Here is a 25,354-nt window from a genome sequence, read left to right as displayed (position 1 = left end):
GTGCGGCGGTCCGCTCAGGGCGGGACCACCGCGGCCAGCCGCTGCCGTATCCGGTCGGCGCCGACGGGGGTGCGCAGCGGCGCGGCGGTGGCGCAGCCGGGCAGGCCGGCCTTGACCAGGGCGCTCAGCAGGGCCCGGGGGCCGCTGTCGATGTAGGTGGTGAAGCCCGCCCGGCGCAGGACGCGCAGGGCGCGGGGCAGGGCCATGGGTTCGGTGAGATGGGCGGCGGCCGTACTGCGCAACTGGGCGGGGGTCGACGCCCAGCGCCCGGCGGTGGTGTGCACCGGGAGGGCGGGCCGGGCGACCGGCTGGGCCCGCAGCAGGCCGCGGAAGTGACGGTGCACCTCCTGGAGCAGGGGATGGTGGTAGGCGGTGCGGCTGGCCAGCCGGGTGACCCGGTGCCCGTCGTCCCGCAGGGCGTCCGCCAGGCGCGCGAGCTGGCTGTCGGGGCCGGAGAGCACCACCTGGGCGGGGGCGTTGTGGGCGGCGATCCGCACCTGTGCCGTGCCCTGGGCGCGGATCAGGTGTTCCGCCCGGCCGGGGCCGGCGTCGGTGGCCACCATGCCGGCCGCCGGCAGGGCCGCGCCGCGCAGCAGCCGGTCCCGTACGCGCAGCAGCCGCACCCCTTGGCCCACGGTGAGGGCGCCGGCCACGGTGAGCGCGGCGAGGTCCCCGACGCTGTGGCCGAGGACCGCGTCGACGCGGGCGCGGGCGAGGTCGAGCAGCACCGTCCCGGCGGCGACCACCGCGGCGTACGTGGCCAGGTCGAAGCCGAGCGGGTCCGCGCGCACCAGTTCCTCGGGGCCGGGGGCGTCCGCCTCGGTGAGGAGCCGGGCCACCGGCAGGACGGTGCCGGCGCGGTCCGGGGCGTGCGCGTCCACCGCCGCCAGTACGCCGGCGACGGCGGGCACCTCCCGCAGGTGGCGCAGGGCGCCGGGGAGGTAGGCGCCCTGTCCCGGGCACATCAGCACGGTCCGCGCCGGCGCCGAGGGGACGCCCGCGCTCACGGGGCGGCGGTGAAGGCCAGCGCCACGTTGTGCCCGCCGAACCCCATGCTCGTGCTGACCGCCGCCAGGGGCCCGGCGGGCAGGGGTTCGGGGACGCGGCCGACCACGTTCAGCTCGATCGCCGGGTCGACGCGGTCGAGACTGCGGGTGGGCGGTGCGGTTCTCTCCCGCAGGGCCAGGACGGTGGTGACCGCCTCGATGGCGCCGGCCGCGCCCAGGGTGTGCCCGAAGGCCGCCTTGGTGGCGCTGACCGCCACGTCGTCCAGCGCTCCGCCGAAGGCCGTGCGCAGCGCCTGTGCCTCGCAGAGGTCGCCGACGGGCGTGGACGTGGCGTGCGCGTTGACGTGCCGGACGTCCTCCGGGAGGAGGCCGGCGTCGTCGAGGGCGGCGGTGACGGCGGCGGCGCAGCCCGCCCCTTCGGGGGCCGGCTGGGCCACGTGGTGGCTGTCGTTGCTGATGCCCGCGCCGCTCAGCCGGGCGTGCACGCGGGCGCCGCGGGCCGCGGCGTGCCCGGTGCTCTCCAGTACGAGCATTCCGGCGCCCTCACCCATCACGAAGCCGTCGCGGCCGGGGTCGAACGGCCGGGACGCCCGTTCCGGTTCGCCGCACCGCTGCGACAGGGCGCGCAGCCGGGCGAAGCCGGCGAAGACCAGCGGGTGCAGACCGGCCTCCGTGCCGCCCGCGACCACCACGTCGGCACGGTCCTCCCGGATCAGGGCGAGGGCCTGGGCGACGGCCTCGGCGCCGGAGGCGCAGGCGCTGACCGGGGTGTGCACCCCGGCCGTCGCGCCGACCATCAGGCCGACCTCGGCGGCGGCGTGGTTGGGCAGCATGACCGGGACGGCCCGGGGGCTGACCCGGCCGGGGCCGCCGGTCTCCAGCCGCCGGTTCTGGTCGAGGATGCTGAGGAGCCCGCCCAGCCCCGCGCCGACGATGACGACGACCCGGGAGGCGCCGCCCGCCAGGGACCGGTCGTCCGGCAGACCGGCGTCGCGCAGCGCCTCCCGCGCGGCGACCAGGGCGAACTGCGCGGAACGGTCGCAGTGCCCGGCCTTCACCGGCGACAGCCCGGACGCCGGGTCCACGGCGGCGGGCGCCGCGAGGTAGACCTGGGGTGGCCCGTCGGGCGGTCCGTAGTCGCGGCTCCTCACCCCGCAGGCGCCGTCCAGCAGCGCCGACCAGGTGGACGGGGCGTCACCGCCCAGCGCCGTGGTCATGCCGAGCCCCGTGACGACGGCGGCCCGCCCGTCGCGGGGCGGGGCGGCCCGGTTGCCTCGGCTCACGCGGCGCCGCCGGCCGGGGCGGGCACCACGGAGGAGAGGTGGTCGACGATCTCACGGACCGTGCTCAGCCGGGCCGCCTCGTCCATCGGCACCTGGACCTGCCAGCGGTCCTCGATCGCGGCGACGAGTTCCAGCAGGGCCAGCGAGTCGACGCCGAGGTCGTCCTTGAGGTCGCAGTCGAGAGCGACCTCCTCGACGGACACGTCCTCGACGGTGGCGGCCAGCAGTTCACGCACTTCGTCGAAGAGCTCGCGGTCGTCGGCTGTGGGCATCGGTGGTTCCTCCTCGGTCGTTCGCACGGGGCGCACCCGGGACGGCCGGTGGAGACCGTCCGTCCCGGGTGCCGGGCCCCGGGCCCGGCATCTGCCGGTTGCACGCCGACAGCCTTTCCGACCGACCGGAACGGTAAGCGCCGGTCGGGGAGGAACACCGGGGCAACCGGAGCACGCCGGGGGCGCCCCCTCAACTCCCGCTGCCACGCTGTGCGTTCGGGCGCCCCATGGCGCACTCAGGGTGGGCGGGGGTCCGTGCGTAAAGGGGGCAGCCGGTGCCGTGCCGCTCCCCCGGCGTCCGCTCCCGCCGCGCCTACTCCTCCTCGCCCTCCTCGTCGTCGCCCTCGAAGAAGTCACCGATCTCGTCGACCGCTTCGGCCGCGACCATGCCGCCGACGACGCCGACGGCCAGGCCCGCCGCTCCCGCGGCGACGGCGGTGCCGACCCCCGGGCCGGAGCGGTGGCCGCCGTGGTGGTGGTCCTCGGAGCCCTGGTGACCGTAGGAGGCGTGCGCACCGTAGGCGGCACGGTGGCCGATCAGCTCCCGGATCCAGCCGTCGACCTCGGTGTTCCAGTCGCGGACGTCGTGGTGGCCGACGGTGAAGCGGGTGAGCGCGTCGTGTCCCTCGGAGAACAGCCCGCCGCGCTTGTCCGCCTCCAGGACGACCTCGAGTCCGCCGGGGTGGGCGAGGAAGGTCAGCTCGATCTCGTTAACCTGGTGGGCGTACTGGGGAGCGGGGGTGAGTTCGATCTCCTGGTAGAAGGGCAGTCGCTGCCCGGTGCCGCCGATGCGGCCGTACTCCAGGTCCGCGGAGCGGAAGCCGAAGCCGAGCTGTCCGAGGGCCTCCAGGATCGCCTCCTGCGCGGGCAGCGGGGCCACGGCGAGCCGGTCGAGGTCGCCCTTGTCCCGGGCGCCGGCCACCGACAGTTCGGTGCGCACGCCGAGGACGATGCCGAGGCCCTGTCCGTACAGCTCGGTGACCGGGGTCTCCCAGGGCAACGGCACGCTGAACGGCACGGTCCGCTCCTCGCCCTCGCCGAGCCGGAACCCGCCGGCGACGACGAACCGGTCGAACGCGGCGACGCCCTCGTCCTCGCCCCCCTCGTGCTCGGCCTCGACCCGCGCCACCAGTTCCAGCGCGATGTGCTCGATGTCGAAGTCGGCGGTGCCGCCCTTGAGGCGGACCTCGCCGGTGAGCGCCGCGCCGGGGCGGGCGGCGCCCGGGGCGAGGACCGTGTCGACCGTGGGCCCGCCCACGCCGAGCGAGCCGAGCAGTCGTTTGAACACCATCGTGGCGTCCACTCCTTCGTATGCCAGGTGGTTCTCCGCGCACGCGTGGTTCTACGTGCATGTAGAAGAGTAGTGGCTCAGTGTGCCCGAAGGCCGCCGCGCGGGGCGCGAGTTGGACCGGGGGACACCCCGTCCCATGAGCCGCTTTTGCTTTTCCTTTGCCCCTGGGGAACCGTGCGGCCGCGGGAGGCGTTTGATCCGGTGGGCGCGCGGTGGCGTGACCGACGACTTGGACGATCAGCGGCAGAAGGTGGCACCAGTGGCGATGTGGGACCGGATCAAGGACCAGGCCAAGAACCTCCAGCAGTCCCAGAGCTCCCGCGGGACGAGCGGCGGGCAGGGGGCGTACGGCGGTCAGGGCCAGGCTCCGGGCCAGGCTCCGGGCCAGGGCCATCCGTACGGCCAGGGGCAGGGGCACGGGGCGGCGGGTTCGTCGTCCGGCGGGACCAAGGCCCAGCTGGTCGGCCTGTTCAAGTCCCAGCTCGCGTCGGTCAAGACGGAGCTGAAGAGCGGCGCCTACCGGGACGCGAGCATGGCGATGTGCGCGCTGGTTGCCGCGGCCGACGGAAGGGTGGAGCAGGCGGAGCGGCAGCGCGTGGAGGAGCTGATCGTCACCAACGACGTGCTGCAGAACTTCCCGGCGGACCAGCTGCGCCAGCGGTTCAACCAGCATGTGGACCGGCTGCTCGCCGACTTCCACGCCGGCAAGGCGGAGGCCCTCCAGGTGATCGCGAAGGCCGCGAAGAAGCCCGCCGAGGCGCGCGCGGTCGTCCAGACCGGGATCGTGGTCGCGGGCGCGGACGGGGTCTTCGAGCCGGCCGAGCAGCAGGTGATCCGGGAGGCGTGCACCGCCCTCGGTCTGCCGCCCACCGAGTTCGCCGTCTGAGCGGACGGCGGTACCGGTTCCATCGGGGGCGGCCCGGCGGTTTTCTGAGGCTCCTTCATGGCGGCGCTCCGGGACCCGTCGGCGTGCCCGCGGCACGCCCCCGCACCCCCGGTGGGCGGGTCGTGTCCACCGGGTCCGTTCGGTATTCGCCGGACCGATCAGCCGAGTTGTCCCTGGCATGGTTCCCGCCGAGCCGCTCCACGATGGCCGAGCGGGTCGAGGCCGCGGGGTGCCTGTGGTCCGTGCCGGGCGAGAACGCAGCGCGCGGGCAGGCCGACGCCGATGCGGTCATGGACGCCTGGATGAACAGTCCCGGCCACCGGGCGAACATACTGGACCGCGCCTTCGAGGAGATCGGCATCGGTGTCCACGCCGGGGACGGCGACCCCTGGGGGCCCAGGGACTTCGGCGGCGCCCGCTGACCCGGCCGGGCCCGGCGCGGCGGAGTGCTCAGGCCGCCGTCTGCGCGGTGAGGGCGGTGAGCAGCCAGTCGTGCGCGGTCCCCGGGGTCGGTTCGGGACGCGCGCCCGGCGGGGTGACGACCTCGGCGACCAGGTCCCAGTACTGGTCGAGCCGTGGATCCGCCGCGAGCTCCCGGGCCAGCGCGCGGCGGAAGCCGGGGGTGTCCCGGGTGCCGTACGCGGTGCTGTACGCGCCCACGAAGCTGTCCAGTGCCTCCCCGGCGGCGGGCGCGCGGCCCCGGCGCAGCGGGACGCCGGCCAGTTCGTACGCCTCGGCCAGCGCCGCGTAGAGGACGGCGGCGGCACGGCTGTCCGCCGTACGGTGCGCCGCGGGCTGCGGCCGGGTGTGTCCCGGACAGGGGCCGGCGGTCAGGGCGTTGAGCCGGGCGAAGGCCAGGACCTGGGCCGGGGCGGGGTCGGCGGGCGGCTGCGGGACCGCCGCGTCCAGGAAGGCGGTGACGGCGCGGGACGGCATGCGCGGTGGCAGCCAGGCGCGCCAGAAGCGGGCCAGCGGGGCGGTGCTCGGCGGGGCGCCCACCGTGCCGATCAGGCACAGCCGCCCGGCCCGCTGCTCCGGCGGGCACTCCCGCACCAGGCGCAGCGCCGCCTCCCGCCAGCGCAGCGCGGCGAGTTGGCCGCCGAGGGCGCGCAGCTGCCCGGCGACGGCGTCCTCCAGGGCGCGGTCCGCGTCGTCCCCGGCGTCAAGGACCCGGCGGATCTCGGGCACGCCCAGGCCGAGGGAGCGCAGGGAGCGGATCAGCCGCAGCCGGTCCAGCGCCTCGGGGCCGTAGCGGCGGTGGCCCCCGGTGGTGCGGGCGGTCTCCGGCAGCAGGCCGCCGTCGGAGTAGAAGCGGACGGTCTTGACGGTGACCCCCGCCCGCTCGGCCAGTTCGCCGATGCCGAGCGGACCGTCGTGCGCTGCGGGCACTTGAACCTCCCTCTGGGGGAGTTCCTACGGTACCGGTGAGCGCGGCCCGGTCACCGGCCGGACCGCGGGGACACCACCGTCGAGGAGAGCGTCATGACCGTATTCGTCCTGGTGCCGGACTTGTTCACGGGCGCACACGTCTGGGAGGGGACGGCCGCGCGGCTGACCGCGGCGGGCGCCGAGGCCCGCCCGGTCACCCTGACCGGGCTCGACGGCCCACCGGGCGCGGGCCGCGCCGGCATCGACCTGGAGACACACATCTCGGACGTCGTCGCGGTGATCGACTCGGTGATCGATTCGGTGATCGATTCGGTGACTGACTCGATGACCGACCCGGTGGCAGGAGAGGAGACCGCTACGGCGACCGGCGCGGGGGCCACCCCGGTGACCGGCGAGGAGACCGGTACGGGGGCCGGCACGCAGATCGGCGCGGGGGCCGGCTCGCAGACCGGCGAGGAGGCCGGAACGGACACCCGCACGCGCCTCCGTGAGGAGGCCGGCTCACAGACCCGCGAGGAGGCCGGCCCGCAGACCCGCGGAGGGAGCGGTACGGGAGACGGTGCCCCCCGGCGGCGCCGGATCGTGCTCGTCGGTCACGGCTACGGCATCCACCCGGCGCTGGGGGCCGCCGACCGCCGGGCCGGGCGGATCGCGCGGGTCGTGTACCTGGACGCCGGGATGCCCCGGGACGGGGTGCCCGCGCTGGCCGCGCTGCCCGACGCGGCGCTGCGGGAGAGGCTGGCGGCGGGCGGGCCCGAGGGCGTGCTGCCCCCGCCGGGGCGCGACGCGTGGACCCGCTGGGGAAGCACCGCGGGCGTCCCCGGCCCCGCGCTGGACCGGCTCACCGCGCGTGCCGCGCCGCAGCCGCTGGGCACCCTGCTCCAGCCGCTGCGGCTGACCGGCGCGGTGGCCCGGGTGCCCGCCACCGGCGTGCTGTGCACCGGCAGCGGGGCGGGCGTCGACCTGCTCCAGCTCCAGGTCGATTACGGCGACCCCGCCCTGGGCGCGCTGGCCGAGGCCGAGGTGCCGTTCTTCGAACTGCCCACCGGACACTGGCCGATGCTGTCCTGCCCGGACGACCTGGCCGGAGTCCTGCTGCGGGCCGCGGAAGGCGGGGGACGCCGGCTGGCCCCGCTCGATCCCGCGCGCCCGCCGGCCCATCTGCGGCCGTTCCCGCTCGGGGTGCCGCCGCGGGAACCGGAGCGGACGGGGCGCGTCGACCTGTACCCGCCGGACGCCGACGGCCCGCGCCCCGCGGTGCTGTTCGTGCACGGCGGTCCGCTGCCCGCCGGGGCGCGGCCGGGCCCGCGCGACTGGCCGCTGTACCGGGGCTATGCCCGGTACGCCGCCGCCCGGGGGGTGGTGGGTGCCACGGTCGCCCACCGGCTGCACGGTGTCGCCGACTACCCGGTCGCCGCCGACGACGTGGCCGCCGCGGTGGCGGCCGTACGGGCCGATCCCCGGGTGGACGCGGACCGGGTGGCGCTGTGGTTCTTCTCCGGCGGCGGGCCGCTCACGGCGGAGTGGCTGTCCGCTCCCCAGCCCTGGCTGCGCTGTCTGGCGGCCACGTACCCGATCCTCGCCCCGCTGCCCAACTGGGCTGTGCCCGCCGGCCGTTTCCGTCCGGCCGAGGCGCTGGCGGGCGGGACGGACGCGCCGCCCGTCGTCCTCACACGGGTCGGGCGGGAGATGCCGGAGATCGCCGCCACCGTGGCGGAGTTCCTCACCGCCGCCCGGCGGCACGAGGCCGCCGTGGAGGTGATCGACGTACCGCACGGGCGGCACGGCTTCGAGTGCCTCGACCCGGGCGAGGAGTCACGCGAGGCGGTGCGGGCCGCGATGCGCGCGGTGCTCGGGCACCTGACCGCGTGAGGGGCGTCCCGCGCCGGTGCCGCGCGGGACGCCCCCGTGCCCCCCCTGACCGGCCCCGGCCGGGGGCGGCCAGGGGCGGGCGGAGCCGGTCAGACCAGGTCGAACCGGTCCAGGTTCATGACCTTGACCCACGCGGCGACGAAGTCACGGACGAACTTCTCCTTGGCGTCGTCGCTCGCGTACACCTCGGCGAGGGCGCGCAGCTCGGAGTTGGAGCCGAAGACGAGGTCGGCGCGGCTGCCCGCCCACTTCACCTCGCCGGTGGCGGCGTCCCGGCCCTCGAAGAGGGTCTGGTCCTCGCTGGTCGCCTTCCACGTCGTGCCCAGGTCGAGCAGGTTGACGAAGAAGTCGTTGGTCAGGGACCCGGGGGTCGTGGTGAGGACGCCGAGCTGGCTCTGCTGGTGGTTGGCGCCCAGCACGCGCAGGCCGCCGACCAGGACGGTCATCTCCGGGGCGCTGAGGGTCAGCAGGTTGGCCCGGTCCAGCAGCAGGTACTCGGCGGGCAGCCGGTTGCCCTTGCCGAGGTAGTTGCGGAACCCGTCGGCGGCCGGCTCCAGCGCGGCGAACGACTCGACGTCCGTGTGCTCCGGTCCGGCGTCCACCCGGCCGGGGGTGAAGGGAACCTCGATCTCGAAACCGGCCTCCTTGGCGGCCCGCTCGACGGCGACCGAGCCGCCGAGGACGATCAGGTCGGCCAGGGACACCTTGCGCGCGGCGCCCTCGTTGAAGTCCCGCTGGATGCCCTCCAGGGCGGACAGGACGGTGGCGAGGCGGCCGGGGTCGTTCGCCTCCCAGCTGCGCTGCGGCTCCAGGCGGATGCGGGCGCCGTTGGCGCCGCCGCGCTTGTCGCTGCCGCGGAAGGTGGACGCCGACGCCCAGGCGGTGAAGACCAGGTCGGAGACGCTCAGGCCGGAGTCGAGGAGCTTGGCCTTGAGGGCACTGATGTCACCGGCGCCGAGCGGCTCGCCGCCGGCCTCGGGCAGCGGGTCCTGCCACAGCAGCGTCTCCTCAGGGACCTCGGGGCCGAGGAACAGGGACTTCGGGCCCATGTCACGGTGGGTCAGCTTGTACCAGGCGCGGGCGAAGGCCGCCTGGAACTCCTCCGGGTTCTCGTGGAACCGGCGGGAGATGGGCTCGTAGACCGGGTCGAAGCGGAGCGCCAGGTCGGTGGTGAGCATGTTCGGCGCGATCTTCTTCGTGGCGTCGTGGGCGTGCGGGACCGTGCCCTCGCCCGCGCCGTCCTTCGGCTTCCACTGGTGGGCGCCGGCCGGGCTCCGGGTCAGCTCCCACTCGTAGCCGAAGAGGTTGTCGAAGAAGCCGTTGCTCCACCGCGTGGGCGTGGAGGTCCAGGTCACCTCCAGGCCGGAGGTGATGGTGTCCGCGCCCTTGCCGGTGCCGTAGGTGTTGCGCCAGCCGAGGCCCTGCTCCTCCAGGGAGGCGGCCTCGGGGTCGGCGCCGACGTGGTCGGCCGGGCCGGCGCCGTGGGTCTTGCCGAAGGTGTGGCCGCCGGCGATCAGGGCGACGGTCTCCTCGTCGTTCATCGCCATCCGGCCGAAGGTCTCACGGATGTCGCGGGCCGCGGCGAGCGGGTCCGGCGTGCCGTTGGGGCCCTCGGGGTTGACGTAGATGAGACCCATCTGGACGGCGCCGAGCGGGTTCTCCAGCTCGCGGTCGCCGGTGTAGCGCTTGTCGTCGAGCCAGGTGGTCTCGGGGCCCCAGTACACGTCCTCCTCGGGCTCCCACACGTCCTCGCGTCCGCCGCCGAAGCCGAAGGTCTCCACGCCCATCGACTCCAGCGCCACGTTGCCCGCGAGGACCAGCAGGTCGGCCCAGGACAGACTCTGGCCGTACTTCTTCTTCACCGGCCACAGCAGACGGCGGGCCTTGTCGAGGTTGGCGTTGTCCGGCCAGCTGTTGAGGGGGGCGAAGCGCTGCTGCCCGGCACCGGCGCCGCCGCGGCCGTCGCTGATCCGGTAGGTGCCCGCGCTGTGCCACGCCATCCGGATGATGAAGGGACCGTAGTGGCCGAAGTCGGCCGGCCACCAGTCCTGCGAGGTGGTCAGCACCTCCGCGATGTCCCGCTTGACGGCCGGCAGGTCGAGGCTCTTGAACGCCTGGGCGTAGTCGAAGTCCTCGTCGAGCGGGTTGGACACCCGGGGGTTCTTCGCGAGGATCTTCACATTGAGCCGCTCCGGCCACCACTGGCGGTTCCCGCCGCCCTGCGTCGGGTGGGCGGCGCGGTCGTGCGCGACCGGGCAGCCGCCTTCGCCCTCGGCCTTCGGGTCGGTGACGATCGCGTCGTGGTTCTCGGTCATGGGAGTCCTTCCGGGCATGTTCTCGGTGCTCAGGAAACGGGTGCTCAGGAAACGGTGCTCAGGGAGCGGGGGCGGGGGAACAGGCGTGGCACAGGCCCCAGTAGGTGACCTCGGCCTCCTCGACCGTGAAGCCGTGGTCGTCGGAGGCGGTGAGGCAGGGTGCGTGGCCGACCGCGCAGTCGACGTCGGCCACCGCGCCGCAGGCGCGGCAGACGACGTGGTGGTGGTTGTCGCCCACGCGCCCCTCGAAGCGGGCCGGCCCGCCCGCCGGTTCGATGCGGCGGATCAGTCCTGCCCTGGTCAGCGCGTGCAGCCCGTCGTAGACGGCCTGCACGGAGACATGGCCGACGCGGTCCCGCACGCCCGAGGCGATGGCCTCGGCCGCGAGGTGGTCACCGTGACGGACCGTCTCCAGCAGCGCGACGCGGGCGGCCGTCACACGCAGGCCGGCACGGCGCAGTTCCTCGGCGGCGGCCGGAGGCCGGGACGCGGTCATGGCGGTGAACCTACGCCTTGAACCGGAACAGTTAAAGAGAACGAACGGTTCAAGTTCGGTGTCGTGTACGGAGGTTGCCGGTGACCGGACGGTTTCCCCGCCCACCGCTCACCTGCCCCGGGCCCGCCCGAACGGGTGCGCTACATTTTGCGTCTCCTTGAACAGCGGTTCTTCGGACAGCCAACAACCCGACGCCCTTCCCTACCACTTACGGAGCCGGCACTTCCATGAGCGACATCGTCAACGGTCTCGGCCGGGCCACCGCCTACGGCGCGCTCGGTCTGGTCCTGCTGGTCCTCGGCATCGTCCTGGTCGACGTGCTGACGCCCGGAAAGCTCGGCCGGCAGATCTGGGAGCAGCGCAACCGCAACGCCGCCACGGTGCTCAGCTCCGCCCTGCTCGGCATCGGCGCGATCGTCTTCACCTCCATCTGGACGACGTACGAGGACTTCGGCAAGGGGCTGGTGTCCACCGCCGTGTTCGGGCTGCTGGGGCTGGTGATGATGGCCCTGGCGTTCCTGGTGGTGGACCTGATCACGCCCGGCCGGCTGGGGGCGACGCTGGTCGAGCCGGAGCCGCACCCCGCGGTCTGGGTGACGGCCTCCTGCAACCTCGCGGTGGCGGCCGTCATCTCGGCCTCCATCGCCTGACCCGCCTCGCCGAGACCGCCGGAGCCGTGTGCCCCGCCCCGCCGGCCGGTTCCTTCCGCGCGGGCCGGGTGATCAGCCGAGCCGCCTGATGTCACCGCGGACGCGGTAGAAGCCGCCCGCCGCGGCGTGCACCGCGTCGACGACGTACCGGGCGCCCGGCTCCCGTATCGCCCTCGGGAACTGCACGTTCCACGACGGGTCGTACCCGTCGGACACGACGTGGATACGGGTCCGTCCGCCGTCGCGCACGCACTCCACGACCACCGAGCCCGCCGGAGCGGCGGTGACCGTGGTCACGGACTCTGCGGCCGTGGCCGCGCGGTAGGTCGGCAGCGCGGCGGCCAGCTTGACGTCCCGGGCGACCGGCACGGAACCCTGCTGGGCTGCGGTCACCGCGGCCTCGCTCGCGTCCACGCACACCAGGGAGCCGTCGGTGGTCACCAGGTAGAGCCGCTCGTCGCGGTACTGCATCGACAGCGCGGAGCCGCCGCCCGTGCCGAGCTTCCACAGCCGGGTGCCGTCCCGGTCGAAGCAGTACACCGAGGAGGCCGCGTCGCCGGCGAAGACGTACCGGCCGCCGGGCGAGGTCGCGCACGAGTACACCGAGCTGTCGCACCGGTAGGTCGCCTCGACGGCGCCGGTCCGCTTCGAGAGGCGGTGCACCACCCGGTGGGCCGTCCCCGCGTACACCGCGTCGTCCTCCTGCCAGCCGAAGAGCACCGCGCCCTGGGTGGCGGTGTGCCACACCTCGGTGCCGCCGTCGGGCGCGTGGGCCGTCACCCCGCGGGTGTCCCCGTGGTACACGGCGCGGTCGTCGGCGCGCACCATCCAGGCGTGCTCGCCCCGGCCGCCGCGCGCCCACTGGTGTTCGTCCTCGTGGTCGATGACGGTGAGCCGGCCGGCCCGGTCCGCCACGTGCAGCACGCCCTCGTGGATGTCGAGCCAGAAGATGTCGACGTCGGCGGCTATGTCGTAGGCGGCGAAGGGGAGTTTCGACGACAGGTCGTAGACCCGGCCGTCGTCGCAGCCCGCGTACATCCAGAAGTCGTCGGCCACCAGGCACTTCACCCCGTCGGGCAGCTGGTAGCGGGCGAGGACCTCGCCGCCGTGGGCCAGGGTGTAGACGTCACCGGCCTGGTTGCCCACCCAGCAGTGCTCGTCGTCGATGTGGATGCCGAAGGCCGCGGAGCCGGTCCGGAACCGCCAGAGCACCGGCGCGACGGAACGGACCGTGGACGGCGCGGAGGCGACCTGCCGGCGGGTGACGGACCGCGGGGCGCGCTGCCCTTGCACCGCGGGGGCGTACCCCTTGCGCACCTTCTCGCCTATCTTCTTCGCCGCCGCCGCCTGGGCCTTCTGCGCCGTGGGGAACGTCGACGTCTGGGTCTGCCCGGCAGCGCCGATCCGCCCGTACCGAACGGTGACGACCGTGCCGTCGACCGTCACCTCGTAGAACTTGTGCGCTCCCCCGTCGTCCTGCGACAGCTCCAGGTACGTCGTCGTCATGGCAGACCTCTCCCCAGGTCAGGGTCGGCGGCGTGTCCGCGAACCCCACTGCCCGAACGGTAGATCGTGGCACTGACAACGGGCCGGGCGCCGTCGCGGCCGGCCTCCCCCGCCGCCCCGTGACGCGCGCGCCGGGTTCGTCTGGCACCCTGGCGGCAGGAGCCGCACGGGGAAGGACCACCATGATCATCTTCGGCACCAAGGGGTACCTCTACCAGCTCGCCGTACTGACCTTGGTCTGCGGCCGGTGCGGCAACCCCGCCGCCCACGTCCTGCGCAAGCGGGTCACCAAGTTCACCCTGTTCTTCGTTCCGCTGTTCCCGGTGTCGACGAAGTACGCGACCCAGTGCACCTTCTGCGGCGCCGAACGCAAGCTCACCGCGCAGGAGGCGGAGCGCCTGCGCGCGCAGGACGCGGGCGGGGCCGTCAGCCGGCCGGTGTGACCGTCACGGAGAGGTCGTTGTCGACCGTGTAGTAGGGGCGTACGGCCGTGTCCCCCACCAGGGCGGCGGGCTGGACGTGGATGTGCTTGCGGTCGGCCACGTCGTCGAGGAGGCGGGCGAGGCGGACCCACGGCGCGGCCTCGGCGGGCCGGACCGACACGTCCCAGAAGCGCTGCCCGGCGCCGGGATCGGCGTCCGCGACCAGGTCCGCCAGGGCGACGGCGAAGGAGAAGTCGCGGCGGTCGTCGGCGACCCGGGGCGTGACCAGCCGCTCGGTGCGGGTGCCGCGCAGCCGCAGCCGTACGGCGGCCCCCGGGCCGAACTCGGTGCCGTGCAGCCGGGCGGCGGCCGTCAGCGCACCCTCCGCCGCCCTGACCCGGCGGGTCTCGGCGTGGGCGTCGCGCAGCCAGGCCCGGACCGCCAGGAACCCGTCCTTGGTGACGTAGGGAATGCGGACGGCGACGGGCGCGGCGCGGTCGCGGGTGTGTCCGTCCACGAGGGCGCGCAGGTCGCGCGGTCCGGGGCGCACGCGCCGGTGCCCGCCGTCCGGTCCGTCGACGAGATGGACGTCCCACCGGCCCTCCGCCAGGACCGTGCCGGCCGGCAGGACGGCGGTGCGGTGGCCGTCGACGGCGGTGTCGAGGGCGAGCAGGTGCCGGAGGTGTTCGGTCCCTCCCTTCTTGGGGCGGAGCCGGAGCAGCAGCCGGCCGCCGGGGTCGGCCGGCGGCAGGCGCAGGGCGAAGGTGATCCGGCCGTCCCGCTCGACGGTGCAGGCGGTCCTGGGGTCCGTGGCGTGGTCGGTGGTCATCGGCGTGCCTTTCGTATCGTGCGCAGCGCGCTGCTTCCGGTGGCGTACACCGCGTCCCGGGCCGCGTGGCCCCGGCCGGTCAGGACACGGCCGACCGGGTCGCGGTCCCGGGTGACGGGCCGTCCCGTCCGCCGTGCCTCACACGCCTCCTCCAGGAGCCGTTCGGCCTGGCGCACCACGGGGCCGGGGGCGAAGCGGCGGGCGTTCTCCAGCGCGGCCCGGCCCATCCGGCGGCGGCGTTCGTCGTCGCGGACCAGTTCGAGGAGCGCCTCGCCGAAGGCCGCGGCGTCGCCGACCGGGACGAGCCGGCCGTCGACGCCGTCCTTGATGATCTCCCCGGGGCCGTGGGGGCAGTCGGTGCTGACCACCGGCAGCCCGCAGCGCATGGCCTCCACGAGGGTCATGCCGAAGGGTTCGAAGTTGGACGCGGCGGCGCCGATCGAGCCCTTCACCCACTCCGCCTCCATGGGGGCGGCGGGGCCCATCAGGAAGACGTTGTCCGACAGGCCGAGCCGTTCGATCAGCGCGCGCAGCCGGTCGTGCTCCTCGCCCTTGCCGTAGACCCGCAGCTGCCAGTCGGGGTGTTCGGCGGCGACCCGCGCGAATGCCTCGATCAGCAGGTCGTAGCGTTTGACCGGGACCAGCCGGCCGGCCGCGATCACCAGTTTGGCGTCGCCGTCGGCGGGGGGCAGCACGGGGTCGGGGACGCTGTTGGGCAGGGCCTCCACCCGGACGCCGGGCAGGCGCATCTTGCGCCGGTAGGCGGCGGCGTCCGCCTCGGTGACCGTGGTGAGCACGTCGAGCCGCCGGTAGGCGCGGCGCAGCGCGGTGCGCAGCCGGGGCGGGTGGTTGTCCAGGGTGAGGTGCTCCTGCCCGACGCGGGCGACCCGCTGCGGCGCCTGGAGCGCGAGGTGCACGTTGAGGCCGGGGCGAGTGCCGATGACCACGTCGGCGTCGAGGTCCGCCAGGCACGCGCCGATCCGCTCGTCGGTCAGCTCGCTGTACTGGTGGTAGCGGTACTCGGCGGCCGGGAAGACCCTGGCCGGCCGCAGATGGGCCGGGTGTTCCTTCTCCTGCCGGAGGTCCACCAGCGGTCTCAGCGACACCCTGGGGTCCAGGGTGAAGTTCGGCCGCTCCCGGTGCCGCAGCACCGAGACGATCTCCACGGTGTGGCGTTCGGCCAGTGCCTGGGCCAGGTTGAACGTGGTGGTGATCGTGCCTCCGATCCCGTAGGCGTTGTGCAGGAGGAAAGAGATCTTCATGAGGGACTAGACAGCACGCGCGTGCGAACGGTTGCCCGCCGTTATCACTTCGTGGTCCGTCCGTTCACCCGTCGTTTCCCCCGGTGGCGGGCCGCGGCGGCCGGTCCCTCGATCGTGTGGCGTCCGGCCGGACGTTGGGCCGGACGAGTGAGCGCGGGCCGGGGCGCCGGGGGGCCGCCGGTACGGTTCCGCGGTGACTTCCACGCCAGTTGAAACCCAGCCCGTGCGCACCGACGACCTGGGCAGGCTCCTCGTCATGTCCTGGAGCCGGGAGGCCCCCCAGGGCACCGTCCCCTACATCCTGGTCTGCCCCCGCGGCGACGGCTCGAACGGCCCGGAGGCCGAGTCGGCCGCCGCCGCGCGGCTGCTGGCCGGCGCCGGCATCCCGCCGAAGCACGAACTGGTCGACGCGACGCTGATGCCCAGCCTGCCGGTCAGCCTGCTCGTGCTGCCGGGTGCGGCGGTGCTGACCCTGCCGCAGGTGACCGCCCAGTTCGTACCGCCCGCGGACTGGCTGGAGGCGGTCGGCGCGCACGGGTGCGCCTACCTCATCTTCACCACGCGCCCCTGGCCGGACGCGAAGCCGGGAGACGCCGGGACACTGACGGCCTTCGCCTCCGACGAGGCCACGCTGAAGTCGGCGGCGCACGTGGTGCTGCCGGCCCGCAGCCTGCGCAACTGACCCGCGTGCGCGGCGGGCGGCCACCGCACCACCCGCCGCGCACTCGCCCCGCACGTCCCTCCTCTCACGCGGTCTTGACATATTTCGTGTGCATGACAGATTTGTTGACAGCTGTTCAACTCCCTTGTCCGCCACCCGGAGTTGGTCAAGGCTGTACCCCGGCCCGGAGCGGAACGCGACGCTCCCCGGGCCGTGTGCGCGATCCCGCGCACACCCCCCACAGTCGCGCGCCCCCACCCGGGCCCGCGCTGCCCAGAGGAGGACCCCCTCGTCATGGCACCTCAGCGCAGCAAGAGACTCCGCTTCACCGCGATAGCCGGCCTGGCCGCCGCCGCCCTGACCGGCGGGCTCACCGCGATACCCGCCCAGGCCGCCCCGGCCGAGGGCACCGTCCTCGCCGCGGGTTCCCCCACCGCGGTCAAGGACAGCTACATCGTCACCCTCAAGAAGGACGCCGGCCTGAAGGCGTCCTCCGCCGCCGGCAAGGACGTCGTCGAGGAGTACGGCGGCACGGTGAAGAAGACGTTCACCAGCGCGCTGAACGGCTACACCGCGACCCTCTCCGCCGCCGAGGCCAAGCGCCTGGCCGCCGACCCGGCCGTCGCCTCCGTCGAGCAGAACCAGCGCGTCACGCTCGCCGACACCACGCAGTCCAGCGCCCCGTGGGGCCTCGACCGCGTCGACCAGACCTCGCTCCCGCTCTCCGGCACGTACACCTACCCGGACAGCGCGGGCAGCGGCGTGACGGCGTACGTCATCGACACCGGCGTCCGCATCACCCACGGCGACATCAGCGGCCGGGCCTCCTACGGCTACGACGCGGTGGACGGCGACACCAACGCCGCCGACGGCAACGGCCACGGCACCCACGTCGCCACCACCATCGCGGGCACCAAGTACGGCGTCGCCAAGAAGGCGAAGGTCGTCGCGGTCCGCGTGCTCGACAACAACGGCTCGGGCACCACGGCCGGCGTCATCGCGGGCATCGACTGGGTGACGAACAACCACTCCGGCCCCTCGGTCGCCAACATGTCGCTCGGCGGCGGCGCCTCCTCCACCCTGGACACGGCCGTCCGCAACTCCATCGCCAGCGGCGTGACCTACGCGATCGCGGCGGGCAACAGCTCCGCCAACGCCTCCTCGTACTCCCCCGCCCGGGTCACCGAGGCCATCACGGTCGGCGCCACCACGAACACGGACGCGCGGGCCAGCTACTCCAACTACGGCTCCGTGCTGGACATCTTCGCGCCGGGCTCCTCGATCACGGCCGGCTGGTACACCAGCGACACGGCGACCAACACCATCTCCGGTACGTCGATGGCGACACCGCACGTCGCGGGCGCGGCGGCGGTCTACCTGGCGGGCCACACCTCCGCCACCCCGGCGCAGGTGGCCTCGGCGCTGACGGGCGGCGCGACCACCGGCAAGGTCACGAGCGCGGGCACCGGCTCCCCGAACCGGCTGCTGAAGATCGTCCCTTGATCCCCCGGACGCACCCCCGTCCCGTGACGTAACCCCGTCCGAGACCCCCGCACCCCCGGAGGCCACCCGCCTCCGGGGGTGTTTCCGCATGCCCGGCACCCCGGGCCGAGATGCTCGAAACCGCTCGTACGAACGCCTGGTCAGCCAGCTTCGGTCACCGATCCAGGCGTTGCGGACCCAGGACGCGGTCGGGACCGGGTCGGTTCACTCCCGGTCAGCACCGCCCCGCAGGACCGGCGCCAGAGGTACGCCCAGCCGGTGACCGGCCCCGCGCCAGGAGTCCGGACCGAGTCGCCAGGGCCGCTCGCGGTGCCGAGGCGGGGCCGTGCCCACGAGAACGGAGCCCGCGGGACGCCGTGACCGCCGACGGCCGGGGTCGCACGCCCTGCCGCCCGCTTCCCCCGGCGCCAGTGCCTGGTCGACGCCTCTGTGTGCGGCCCACCCGGATCGGCTCCCTGCCCCCGCAGTCGGCGGCGCTCCACCGCGCCCGCCTCGGCACCACCGGCCTCGTCGTACGGGCGGCCACGGAGGACGAACCGCTGCGCATCCGGCACGCGGCGATGACCGACCCGGCGACGGCGGCGGCGCTGCCGGTGAAGCGGATCCGGCAGCTGTGCGACGACATGGTCCGCGCCCACGGCGACCGGTCGCAGCCGTTCCCGCGGGCGGCGCTGGACACCTGGGCCGGCGCTGGACACCTGGGCCGGCGCCCGCCGGCCCACGGGAAGCCGGAGGCGGCGGACGGCCACGAGAGGTCCGTCGAGGAGGACGGGCGTGCCGGGTGCCGGTCGTTCCCGCTGCGGTACGTCCCGCCGGGTGAGCCGGACCTCATGGCGCGGTCGGCCGGGATGCGGCCGCGACACCGCCGGGACGGGTGGTCACGGGTGCCGTTCACCGCGGAGAGCACGGGGCAGGTGCCGGTGTACCGCAGGCCGGCCGGCCGACGGGGCCGTACGGACGGCCGACGACCGTGCCCTTGCGGGCATCCCGCGCTGCCTCGGCGTCTCCTGACGCAGGCGGCCCGGCGCGTTACCTTCCGTGCGTGAGCATCACGTCCCTCCGGCGGCCGGCCCCGGCCTGCCGACGCACGTCCGTCGCGGTGCTGACGGACCCCCCTTCCCGCGTACACGTCCCCGGCCCCGTGGCGGACGGCCGGTGAACGCCGGGCGCACGGCCCAGGACCCGGCGCCGTCCGGCGCCGCGGCCCCGGCACAGCCGGACGCGGAGGAGCGGCGGGAGCAGCCGAAGCAGCGGCGCAAGCGGCGCGGGCCCGGCCCGGTCGTCCTGCTGGTGCTGCCGGGCCTGGTCACCCTGTCCGGCGTGGCGGGCTTCTTCGCGCTGAACGGGGGTTTCCCCGTCGAGTCGGAGCAGGACGCCGGACCGGAGCGGAGCGCGGCGGCGGCCGGGGTCGACGCCTCCTACGTGCCGTGGCTGCGCAAGGCCGCCGACGGCTGCGCGGCCGTCACCCCGTCCCTGCTCGCCGCGCAGATCGACCAGCTCTCCGGCTGGAGCAACGACACCGGCGAACTCTCGGGCCAGAAGGGCATCGCCGCCTTCACCGGCGACCAGTGGGAGAAGTGGGGGGAGGACGCCGACGGCAACGGGCGTTCCTCGCCGCGCGACCCGGCGGACGCCGTCATGGCCCTCGGCCGGCAGGACTGCTCCCTGGCCGGGGAGGTCACCGGCCTGCGCACCGAGGGACGCGTCAACGGCGACCTCGTGGACCTCACCCTCGCCGCGTTCGCCACCGGCGCGGACGAGGTGGCGGGGGCCGGCGGAGTGCCCGACGCGGCGGCGGCGTATGTCGCCGAGGTCAAGGGCCTGCTGTCCCGGTACGCGTCGCTGGACGAGGCGGACTCCGGCGCGGCGCCCGCGGCGGCCGGCGCGATCCTCGCCGCGCCCGTGCCGGCCCTCACCGTCACCTCGCCCTACGGCTCCCGGCAGCACCCGCTGACGGGGGTGACCAAGCTGCACACCGGCGTGGACTTCGCCGCCGCGCAGGGTGCGCAGGTCTACGCCGCGCGCGGCGGCCAGGTCGTGTTCGCCGCGCTGACCAGCGCGTACGGCAACCGCGTCGTGGTCGACCACGGCACCGTCGAGGGCAAGCGCCTCCAGACGACGTACAGCCATCTGTCGCGGATCGACGTCGCCGTGGGGCAGACGGTGGCGACCGGCGCGCCGGTCGGGCTGGCCGGGTCCACCGGTCTGTCCACCGGCCCGCATCTGCACTTCGAAGTCATCTACGACGGCTACTACACCGATCCCCAGCCCTGGCTGGCCCCCTCCGGCTGACCCCGCCCGGCCCGGTCCAGCCGGGTTTGACACGGAGAAAGAGTGAGTGGTCGACTACACCCCATGAAGACGGAACGCCGACGCCAGCTGTCCACCGCCGAGGAACGCCGGGAGAGCGTGCTGCGGACCGCCATCGGCGCCTTCGCCGGCAAGGGGTACTTCGGCACCACGACGACCGAGGTGGCGCGGGCCGCCGGGATCTCACAGGCGTACGTCTACCGCCTCTTCCCCACCAAGGAGGCGCTGTTCACCGCGGTCGTCGAGTACTGCTTCCACCGGGTCCGCGCGGCCCTGGAGGAAGGCGCGGCACGGGCGACGGGCAGCACGCCGGAGGCGGTCCTCGACTCCATGGGTGACGCGTACGCGCGGCTGATCAGCGACAACGACCTGCTGCTCGTCCAGTTGCACGCCCAGGCCGCCGCCGTGTCGGAGCCGGCGGTCCGGGAGGCGGTGCGCACGGGGTACGCGCGGACGGTGGAGTACGTCCGGGGCGCCTCGGGCGCGGGCGAGGAGGACGTGCAGCGGTTCTTCGCCGTCGGCATGCTCTGCCACCTGCTGGTGTCGATCGACGCGGAGGCCGTCGACGCGCCGTGGACCCGCACCCTGGCGAAGGGCATCACGCGCTACTGATCTGCCCGGCCCTCACGGCGTGAGCGGTCGATCACTCTTCGGCGGTGGGGGCGCGGCGCTCTCCGGTGACCCTGGAGGCGGGGAGGCGGCCGGCCCGCGAGGTGCCGGTCAGGGTGTCGCCGTCGATCGTGACGGCGAAGGCCAGGTTGAGCCGGAGCGGCTTGGTGACGGCCTGCTTCCAGGTGAGCCGGTCGCCGTCGGCGACGAGGTCGGTCAGCGGGACCTCCTCACCCTGGCCGCGGGCGGTCCCGGTCAGGACGCCGTCGCGGCGGATCAGTTCCACGGTGGCCCCGATCCGGCCGACGGGGGTCGACATGATCAGGTCCCAGGTGCCTTCGGCCGAGTGCATGGCGGGGTACGTCCTCACGGTGTGAACGGTGGGTGCGGGGGCGGGCGGGTTCAGAAGGCGACGGGCTCGGGGCCCCGCGCGCGCCAGACGATGCCGCGCCGCTCGTGGGCGAACAGCTCCTCGACGGCGTGCGCGACGCGGGGGCCGATCTCCCGGTCGAGGAGGTGCAGGCCCAGGTCGAGTCCCGAGGTGACGCCGGCGCCGGAGACCAGGTCGCCGTCGTCCACCACCCGGGCGTCGACCGCGCGGGCGCCGGTGGCGTCCAGCAGGTCCATGCCCAGGTGGTGGGTGGTGGCGGGCCGCCCTTCCAGGAGTCCGGCCATGGCGAGCAGCGCGGAGCCGCCGCAGACGGTGGCGACCATGACCTCCGGGTGGGCCATCGCCGCCCTCATCAGCTCGGGCAGCGGGGTGGTCAGGGCCCGGCCGAGCAGCACCGGGACGGTGTCCTCGCCGGCCTCCTCGCCCGGTTCGCCGATGCGGCCCGAGGCGCCGGGCACCAGGACCCAGCCGGGGCGCCCGGGGTCCAGGGCGGCGGTGGCGCGCAGGGTGAGGCCGCCGGTGCCGCCGGTCACCTCGCGGGGCCCCTCGGCGGAAACCAGTTCCACACTCACCGCGCCCGCGGTGGCGGTGCGGCCGGCGTGCAGGACCTCGAAGGGGGCGACGACGTCGAGCGGGTCGAAGCCGTCGAACAGGACGATCTGGACGTGCATGGGCTTCCTCGGATTTCCGACGGCGGACAGGGGGTCCGGGTGGGACGCCCCTGACGCTAGGCGCCGCCCGACCGGTTCTCCCAGTGGCGCGAGTGCCAGCTTGCGACGGAAAAGTGCCAGCGGCCCATCGGACCTGAACTCCCTTTCCCACCAGGTGGTTCCGGGCCGGGGTGGCCGTGGGCGTCGTCCGGCGGCGCGGTACGTTCTGGTCATGCACACCATCGCCGTCCTCGCTCTCGACCGGGTGATCCCGTTCGACCTGTCCACGCCGATCGAGGTCTTCACCCGCACCCGGCTGCCGGACGGACGCCCCGGCTACCAGATCCGTGTGTGCGCCGAGCGCCCGGAGGTGGACGCCGGTTCCTTCGCCCTGCGCGCCCCCTGGGGGCTGGACGGCCTGACCGGCGCCGACACGGTCATCGTGCCCGGCACCTCCGCCCCCGCGGACCCGCTGCCGGGGCCCGTGCGGGACGCGCTGCGGGCGGCGGCGGAGGACGGCACCCGGATCGCCTCCATCTGCTCGGGCACCTTCGTGCTGGCCGCCGCCGGGCTGCTCGACGGGCTCCGGGCCACCACGCACTGGGTCGCCGCCGGTCTCCTGGCCGCCCGGTACCCCGAGGTCGAGGTCGACCCGGACGTGCTGTACGTGGACAACGGGCAGATCCTCACCTCGGCCGGCGCCGCCGCCGGGCTGGACCTGTGCCTGCACCTGATCCGCCGGGACTACGGCTCGGCCGTCGCCGCGGACGCCGCCCGGCTGTCGGTGATGCCGCTGGAACGGGAGGGCGGACAGGCGCAGTTCATCGTGCACGACTACGCGCCGCGCCCCCAGGGTTCCGTCCTGGAACCGCTGCTCGCCTGGCTCCAGGAGAACCTGGGCCGCGACCTCACCCTGGGCGACATCGCCGCGCAGGCCGGGACCAGTACCCGCACCCTGATCCGCCGCTTCCGGGAACAGACCGGCACCACCCCGCTGCAGTGGCTGCACCGCGCCCGCGTCCGCCAGGCCCAGCACCTGCTGGAGACCACCCGCCACCCGGTGGAGCGCATCGCCGCCCAGGTCGGCTTCGGTTCCCCCACCGCCTTCCGCGAGCGGTTCAAACGCACCACGGGCGTCAGCCCGCACGCCTACCGCCGTACCTTCGCCTCACCCCCCGCCGCCTGACCGGCGCCTCGTTCCCCGCCGCCGGCGCCGTCCGGCCGCCGCCGCAGCCGCTCGCGCAGCGTGCCGGCCCCCTGGAGGGCCCGCGCGGCGGTGGCCGCCAGCCGGGGCCGGTCGCGCACGAACCGGCGGGCGGCGCGGGCCGGTTCCCTGGCCAGCAGATGAGCGGCCCCGCCCGGCACCGGGCGCACCACGGCACCCTCGTACACCCGCAGGTCCCGTGTCTTCAGCGACTCCTTGTAGCGGGCCGGACCGCTGCCGAGGTCGACCGTACGGATACCGTCCGCCGCGGCCGCCTCAAGCATCCTCAGGTGCAGCAGGATGCCCGGCGAGTAGGCGCCGAAAGCGCGGTCGTAGGCCGGGAACCACCAGGAGAGCACCGTGGCCGACCGCAGCCCGAAGTGGGCGGCGACCGGCCGGTCACCGGCGTAGAGCACGGAGAGCTGGCCCCGGCACTCCGGTTCGCCGCCCCGCGCGAGCAGGTCCACCAGCCCGGTGATCCATTCCTGGGCGAACCGGTCCCGGCGGCCGGTGCGGCGGTACTGCGCCGACTTCCACCGCATGAGCTGCCGCAGGGCCGCCGGGTCCCGGGAGTCCGGCACGAACCGCACCTCGCCCACCCGCCGGGCGAGTCTGCGCTCCTTGGCCCGGGTTTGTCTGACGAACCCCGGCGCCCGCGCGCGCAGCGACTCCAGGTACCCGTCATATCCCGACCCGAGGTCGACGACCGGGGAGGCGTGTTCCTCGACGGCGTGCGCGGCGAAGGCGTCCTGGCCGTCCTCGAGGGTGTCGAACTCCCAGGAGGCCAGGCCGCAGGCGCGCAGCAGCCGGCGCGGGTCCACCACGGTCCCGGGCTGCAGGACGGCCCCCTGGCTGTCCGACACACCGAGCCCGATCGCCCGCCCCCGGCCCAGGGTGCCCTTCTCGTACGGGAGGTAGCCGACCGGTGTGCCGTCCTGCTGGAGGACGGCGACCCGGGCCCCGGCCCGCACCCGGCCGACGGCGGCGGTGAACACCGGGTCGAGGAAGGGGTTGGCCGGGGCCGTCGTCCCGGCGCGGATCTCTCTCCACATCCTGACGTCCTCCGGCCCGAGTTCGTCCGGCCGCAGAACGAGAACGCGCTGTCCCGGCATGGCTGCCGCCTCCCGTGTGGTCGATTCGAGGACACACGCGGGCCTGTTCCGTCACCGCGTACCGGCCGGGCGGCCGGCGGGCCGCGTGACGCAGGCCCTGTCACCGCTCGTGCCGCTCAGCAGCGGAACGTCCGGAGCCGGCCGGCGTCCGGGGCGGGCCGGGCGGGCGACGGGCGGGGGGACCGGACGGCGCCGGGGTCGCCGGGGCCGGGGCGGTCCGCCGCGCCCGCGCGGACCGGGGCACCGGGGAGCGGCCCGCCGGCGCCGGCCGCGCCGGTGGTCCGGGCGGGGCGTGGCAGGGCGCGGTGGACGGCGGGGCCGTCCTCGCCCGGGGCCGGTTCGGTGAGGGTCTCGTCCCCGGTGCTCCGGGGTTCGCCGCCGCCCGGGGTGTCGATGAGCGCCGTGGCGGCGGGGGCGGTGACCGCGGGGGCGGTGACCACGGGCGCGGGCACGAGGAGGCCGAGCAGCACCGAGGCCAGCAGCAGCACCAGGGCCACTGAGCGTCGGCGCGGCACCATCGGCCTCCTGCCCCTGCGTCTCGGCGGGGGCGCCCTGCGGGTACGGACCGGACGGCTCCCCCCGTCACGCCCGGCCGCGCCTACCAGTAGGCCGACCGTGTCGCGGCCCGTCAAGCCCCCCGCGCGCAATCGGCGCGCCCGGTACGGGAGCCGGGGCCGGCCCGACCGGAAAGGGTGCTCAGTGCTCGGCGGCGCGGGTGAGGATCTCGGTGACCTGTTCGCGCAGCACGGCGCGGGCCCCGGCGGGCAGGGCGCCGAGGGCGGAGGCCTCCACGGCGTCGGCGGTCCGGCCGGCGTCCGCGCTCAGGTCGGCGCTCTCGCTGAACACCTCGTAGCCGTCGCGGACGGCGACGCGCAGCCGCCGGTGCCCGGAGGCGTCGGCGTGCACGGCGGTGGCGACGACCAAGGGGGGTGGACCGCCCGCTTCGGCGGGCAGCTTGCGGTAGCCGCTCACCAGTGGCGCGTCCCAGCTCAGGGAGAGCAGCACGGGCCGTTTGGCGACGAGTTCGGCGAGGTCGGTCTCGAAGACGCGGTCCTGGGAGAGGACCGTGGCGCGGGCGTCCAGGACGAGCGCGGCGGGCAGCAGGCAGCGCAGGGTACTGCCGACGATGTTGCCGCCGACCGTGGCGGTGCGCCGCACGGCGCCGGTGCCGACGGTGCCGGCGGCCCGCCGCAGCACCTCGGGCACCCGCTCGTCGATCCGGTGCAGCAGCACGGCCGCTCCCAGCGTCTCGCGGCCGATGCCGTTCGCCTCCGGCAGGTTCCGCAGGGACATGGCCAGTTCGGGGAAGCCGTCCCGCTGCCAGCCCGCCCAGACGAGCGTCGCGCCGCCTATGGGCACCGCCCCCTGGGCGAGGTACTCCTGTGCTTCGGACACGGACGTGGGCAGACGCAACAGCACGGCGGCCGACCTGCC

Annotated in this window: 25 protein-coding genes and 1 pseudogene; 11 read left to right on the top strand and 15 right to left on the bottom strand. The window is 75.0% G+C overall.

Going from position 1 to position 25,354, the window contains the following annotated elements:
- Nucleotides 1–14: 14 nt before the first annotated feature.
- From Sdagh_RS35110 to Sdagh_RS35095, 4 genes are all read right to left on the bottom strand, one after another.
- Nucleotides 15–1,007, bottom strand: a complete 993-nt coding sequence (locus Sdagh_RS35110) for an ACP S-malonyltransferase (RefSeq protein ID WP_226536185.1) — start codon at nt 1,005–1,007, stop codon at nt 15–17.
- The gene (locus Sdagh_RS35105; protein ID WP_190076511.1) at nt 1,004–2,290 is read right to left on the bottom strand and encodes a beta-ketoacyl-[acyl-carrier-protein] synthase family protein; all 1,287 of its coding nucleotides are present in this window, start codon (nt 2,288–2,290) and stop codon (nt 1,004–1,006) included. The genes Sdagh_RS35110 and Sdagh_RS35105 overlap by 4 nt, the downstream gene beginning before the upstream one ends.
- Nucleotides 2,287–2,562: an acyl carrier protein gene (locus Sdagh_RS35100; protein ID WP_189414257.1), complete on the bottom strand. Its 276-nt coding sequence runs from the start codon at nt 2,560–2,562 to the stop codon at nt 2,287–2,289. The genes Sdagh_RS35105 and Sdagh_RS35100 overlap by 4 nt, the downstream gene beginning before the upstream one ends.
- 313 nt (nt 2,563–2,875) lie before the next feature.
- Nucleotides 2,876–3,853 carry a sporulation protein gene (locus Sdagh_RS35095; RefSeq protein WP_190076510.1) on the bottom strand — a complete coding sequence of 326 codons (978 nt, stop codon included), beginning with the start codon at nt 3,851–3,853 and terminating at the stop codon, nt 2,876–2,878.
- 259 nt (nt 3,854–4,112) lie between these two features.
- Between Sdagh_RS35095 and Sdagh_RS35090 the strand changes: the two genes are divergently transcribed.
- Together Sdagh_RS35090 and Sdagh_RS37105 are read left to right on the top strand one after the other, a co-directional pair.
- Nucleotides 4,113–4,739: a tellurite resistance TerB family protein gene (locus Sdagh_RS35090; RefSeq protein WP_190076567.1), complete on the top strand. Its 627-nt coding sequence runs from the start codon at nt 4,113–4,115 to the stop codon at nt 4,737–4,739.
- Nucleotides 4,740–4,942: 203 nt separating this feature from the next.
- Nucleotides 4,943–5,161, top strand: a complete 219-nt coding sequence (locus Sdagh_RS37105) for a CAP domain-containing protein (RefSeq protein ID WP_190076509.1) — start codon at nt 4,943–4,945, stop codon at nt 5,159–5,161.
- A gap of 28 nt (nt 5,162–5,189) precedes the next feature.
- Here the strand turns inward: Sdagh_RS37105 and Sdagh_RS35080 are convergent, their stop codons facing one another.
- The gene (locus Sdagh_RS35080) at nt 5,190–6,128 is read right to left on the bottom strand and encodes a helix-turn-helix domain-containing protein (protein ID WP_190076508.1); all 939 of its coding nucleotides are present in this window, start codon (nt 6,126–6,128) and stop codon (nt 5,190–5,192) included.
- Between the two features lie 93 nt (nt 6,129–6,221).
- Between Sdagh_RS35080 and Sdagh_RS35075 the strand changes: the two genes are divergently transcribed.
- The gene (locus tag Sdagh_RS35075; protein ID WP_226536183.1) at nt 6,222–8,000 is read left to right on the top strand and encodes an alpha/beta hydrolase; all 1,779 of its coding nucleotides are present in this window, start codon (nt 6,222–6,224) and stop codon (nt 7,998–8,000) included.
- A gap of 89 nt (nt 8,001–8,089) precedes the next feature.
- On the opposite strand, the gene katG is transcribed toward Sdagh_RS35075, so the two are convergent.
- Both katG and Sdagh_RS35065 read right to left on the bottom strand, forming a co-directional pair.
- A complete protein-coding gene (gene katG, locus Sdagh_RS35070) occupies nt 8,090–10,315 on the bottom strand; it encodes a catalase/peroxidase HPI (protein WP_189414254.1) in 2,226 nt (741 codons plus the stop codon).
- Nucleotides 10,316–10,373: 58 nt separating this feature from the next.
- The gene (locus Sdagh_RS35065; RefSeq protein ID WP_189414253.1) at nt 10,374–10,811 is read right to left on the bottom strand and encodes a Fur family transcriptional regulator; all 438 of its coding nucleotides are present in this window, start codon (nt 10,809–10,811) and stop codon (nt 10,374–10,376) included.
- A 227-nt stretch (nt 10,812–11,038) separates the two neighbouring features.
- Here Sdagh_RS35065 and Sdagh_RS35060 point away from each other — a divergent pair, with 227 nt between their 5' ends.
- Nucleotides 11,039–11,461, top strand: coding sequence for a DUF350 domain-containing protein (locus Sdagh_RS35060; protein WP_189414252.1), 423 nt, complete (start codon nt 11,039–11,041; stop codon nt 11,459–11,461).
- 72 nt (nt 11,462–11,533) lie between these two features.
- On the opposite strand, the gene Sdagh_RS35055 is transcribed toward Sdagh_RS35060, so the two are convergent.
- A complete protein-coding gene (locus tag Sdagh_RS35055) occupies nt 11,534–12,967 on the bottom strand; it encodes a WGR domain-containing protein (protein ID WP_190076507.1) in 1,434 nt (477 codons plus the stop codon).
- 182 nt (nt 12,968–13,149) lie between these two features.
- Between Sdagh_RS35055 and Sdagh_RS35050 the strand changes: the two genes are divergently transcribed.
- Entirely contained in the window at nt 13,150–13,410 is a 261-nt protein-coding gene (locus Sdagh_RS35050; RefSeq protein ID WP_189414250.1) for a zinc-ribbon domain-containing protein, read from the top strand.
- On the opposite strand, the gene Sdagh_RS35045 is transcribed toward Sdagh_RS35050, so the two are convergent.
- Together Sdagh_RS35045 and Sdagh_RS35040 are read right to left on the bottom strand one after the other, a co-directional pair.
- Entirely contained in the window at nt 13,394–14,218 is an 825-nt protein-coding gene (locus Sdagh_RS35045; RefSeq protein WP_190076506.1) for a hypothetical protein, read from the bottom strand. The two genes, Sdagh_RS35050 and Sdagh_RS35045, sit on opposite strands and share 17 nt — an antisense overlap.
- Nucleotides 14,215–15,480 (bottom strand): glycosyltransferase family 4 protein, encoded by a 1,266-nt coding sequence (locus Sdagh_RS35040; RefSeq protein ID WP_189414248.1) that lies wholly within the window; start codon nt 15,478–15,480, stop codon nt 14,215–14,217. The genes Sdagh_RS35045 and Sdagh_RS35040 overlap by 4 nt, the downstream gene beginning before the upstream one ends.
- A 193-nt stretch (nt 15,481–15,673) precedes the next feature.
- Between Sdagh_RS35040 and Sdagh_RS35035 the strand changes: the two genes are divergently transcribed.
- The 5 genes and pseudogenes from Sdagh_RS35035 to Sdagh_RS35015 all read left to right on the top strand — a co-directional run bounded on the left by Sdagh_RS35035 (nt 15,674) and on the right by Sdagh_RS35015 (nt 20,566).
- On the top strand, nt 15,674–16,162 hold the full coding sequence (locus Sdagh_RS35035; protein ID WP_189414247.1) for a DUF5949 family protein: 489 nt from the start codon (nt 15,674–15,676) through the stop codon (nt 16,160–16,162).
- Between the two features lie 273 nt (nt 16,163–16,435).
- Nucleotides 16,436–17,644, top strand: coding sequence for a S8 family peptidase (locus tag Sdagh_RS35030; RefSeq protein ID WP_189414246.1), 1,209 nt, complete (start codon nt 16,436–16,438; stop codon nt 17,642–17,644).
- 411 nt (nt 17,645–18,055) lie between these two features.
- Nucleotides 18,056–18,318 (top strand): annotated as a pseudogene (locus Sdagh_RS37200) (family 4 glycosyl hydrolase); the annotation flags it as partial.
- 481 nt (nt 18,319–18,799) lie between these two features.
- Entirely contained in the window at nt 18,800–19,936 is a 1,137-nt protein-coding gene (locus tag Sdagh_RS35020; RefSeq protein ID WP_190076505.1) for a M23 family metallopeptidase, read from the top strand.
- A 63-nt stretch (nt 19,937–19,999) separates the two neighbouring features.
- Nucleotides 20,000–20,566 carry a TetR/AcrR family transcriptional regulator gene (locus Sdagh_RS35015; RefSeq protein WP_189414244.1) on the top strand — a complete coding sequence of 189 codons (567 nt, stop codon included), beginning with the start codon at nt 20,000–20,002 and terminating at the stop codon, nt 20,564–20,566.
- Between the two features lie 31 nt (nt 20,567–20,597).
- Here the strand turns inward: Sdagh_RS35015 and Sdagh_RS35010 are convergent, their stop codons facing one another.
- Together Sdagh_RS35010 and Sdagh_RS35005 are read right to left on the bottom strand one after the other, a co-directional pair.
- On the bottom strand, nt 20,598–20,915 hold the full coding sequence (locus Sdagh_RS35010) for a hypothetical protein (protein ID WP_189414390.1): 318 nt from the start codon (nt 20,913–20,915) through the stop codon (nt 20,598–20,600).
- Nucleotides 20,916–20,965: 50 nt separating this feature from the next.
- Nucleotides 20,966–21,625: a DJ-1/PfpI family protein gene (locus tag Sdagh_RS35005; RefSeq protein ID WP_190076504.1), complete on the bottom strand. Its 660-nt coding sequence runs from the start codon at nt 21,623–21,625 to the stop codon at nt 20,966–20,968.
- 211 nt (nt 21,626–21,836) lie between these two features.
- Here Sdagh_RS35005 and Sdagh_RS35000 point away from each other — a divergent pair, with 211 nt between their 5' ends.
- On the top strand, nt 21,837–22,790 hold the full coding sequence (locus tag Sdagh_RS35000; RefSeq protein WP_189414242.1) for a GlxA family transcriptional regulator: 954 nt from the start codon (nt 21,837–21,839) through the stop codon (nt 22,788–22,790).
- Here Sdagh_RS35000 and Sdagh_RS34995 read toward each other — a convergent pair.
- From Sdagh_RS34995 to Sdagh_RS34985, 3 genes are all read right to left on the bottom strand, one after another.
- A complete protein-coding gene (locus tag Sdagh_RS34995; RefSeq protein WP_189414241.1) occupies nt 22,754–23,920 on the bottom strand; it encodes a GNAT family N-acetyltransferase in 1,167 nt (388 codons plus the stop codon). The two genes, Sdagh_RS35000 and Sdagh_RS34995, sit on opposite strands and share 37 nt — an antisense overlap.
- Nucleotides 23,921–24,036: 116 nt before the next feature.
- A complete protein-coding gene (locus Sdagh_RS34990; protein WP_190076503.1) occupies nt 24,037–24,438 on the bottom strand; it encodes a hypothetical protein in 402 nt (133 codons plus the stop codon).
- 178 nt (nt 24,439–24,616) lie between these two features.
- Nucleotides 24,617–25,339, bottom strand: coding sequence for an FAD binding domain-containing protein (locus Sdagh_RS34985; RefSeq protein WP_190076502.1), 723 nt, complete (start codon nt 25,337–25,339; stop codon nt 24,617–24,619).
- Nucleotides 25,340–25,354 lie beyond the last annotated feature (15 nt).

This window comes from Streptomyces daghestanicus, from assembly GCF_020521275.1.
Taxonomy (GTDB): Bacteria; Actinomycetota; Actinomycetes; order Streptomycetales; family Streptomycetaceae; genus Streptomyces; species Streptomyces griseoviridis.
This window is presented reverse-complemented; position numbering and strand designations above follow the sequence as displayed.

What these genes read in the sequence shown, in the direction of transcription:
- Sdagh_RS35060 (WP_189414252.1), top strand. Translation starts at nt 11,039, where the DNA reads ATGAGCGACATCGTCAACGGTCTCGGCCGGGCCACCGCCTACGGCGCG.
- Sdagh_RS35015 (WP_189414244.1), top strand. Translation starts at nt 20,000, where the DNA reads ATGAAGACGGAACGCCGACGCCAGCTGTCCACCGCCGAGGAACGCCGG.
- Sdagh_RS35100 (WP_189414257.1), bottom strand. Translation starts at nt 2,562, where the DNA reads ATGCCCACAGCCGACGACCGCGAGCTCTTCGACGAAGTGCGTGAACTG.
- Sdagh_RS35010 (WP_189414390.1), bottom strand. Translation starts at nt 20,915, where the DNA reads ATGCACTCGGCCGAAGGCACCTGGGACCTGATCATGTCGACCCCCGTC.
- Sdagh_RS34990 (WP_190076503.1), bottom strand. Translation starts at nt 24,438, where the DNA reads ATGGTGCCGCGCCGACGCTCAGTGGCCCTGGTGCTGCTGCTGGCCTCG.
- Sdagh_RS37105 (WP_190076509.1), top strand. Translation starts at nt 4,943, where the DNA reads ATGGCCGAGCGGGTCGAGGCCGCGGGGTGCCTGTGGTCCGTGCCGGGC.
- Sdagh_RS35050 (WP_189414250.1), top strand. Translation starts at nt 13,150, where the DNA reads ATGATCATCTTCGGCACCAAGGGGTACCTCTACCAGCTCGCCGTACTG.
- Sdagh_RS35065 (WP_189414253.1), bottom strand. Translation starts at nt 10,811, where the DNA reads ATGACCGCGTCCCGGCCTCCGGCCGCCGCCGAGGAACTGCGCCGTGCC.
- Sdagh_RS35055 (WP_190076507.1), bottom strand. Translation starts at nt 12,967, where the DNA reads ATGACGACGACGTACCTGGAGCTGTCGCAGGACGACGGGGGAGCGCAC.
- Sdagh_RS35040 (WP_189414248.1), bottom strand. Translation starts at nt 15,480, where the DNA reads ATGAAGATCTCTTTCCTCCTGCACAACGCCTACGGGATCGGAGGCACG.
- Sdagh_RS35005 (WP_190076504.1), bottom strand. Translation starts at nt 21,625, where the DNA reads ATGCACGTCCAGATCGTCCTGTTCGACGGCTTCGACCCGCTCGACGTC.
- Sdagh_RS35030 (WP_189414246.1), top strand. Translation starts at nt 16,436, where the DNA reads ATGGCACCTCAGCGCAGCAAGAGACTCCGCTTCACCGCGATAGCCGGC.
- katG (WP_189414254.1), bottom strand. Translation starts at nt 10,315, where the DNA reads ATGACCGAGAACCACGACGCGATCGTCACCGACCCGAAGGCCGAGGGC.
- Sdagh_RS35095 (WP_190076510.1), bottom strand. Translation starts at nt 3,853, where the DNA reads ATGGTGTTCAAACGACTGCTCGGCTCGCTCGGCGTGGGCGGGCCCACG.
- Sdagh_RS35075 (WP_226536183.1), top strand. Translation starts at nt 6,222, where the DNA reads ATGACCGTATTCGTCCTGGTGCCGGACTTGTTCACGGGCGCACACGTC.
- Sdagh_RS35000 (WP_189414242.1), top strand. Translation starts at nt 21,837, where the DNA reads ATGCACACCATCGCCGTCCTCGCTCTCGACCGGGTGATCCCGTTCGAC.
- Sdagh_RS34995 (WP_189414241.1), bottom strand. Translation starts at nt 23,920, where the DNA reads ATGCCGGGACAGCGCGTTCTCGTTCTGCGGCCGGACGAACTCGGGCCG.
- Sdagh_RS35045 (WP_190076506.1), bottom strand. Translation starts at nt 14,218, where the DNA reads ATGACCACCGACCACGCCACGGACCCCAGGACCGCCTGCACCGTCGAG.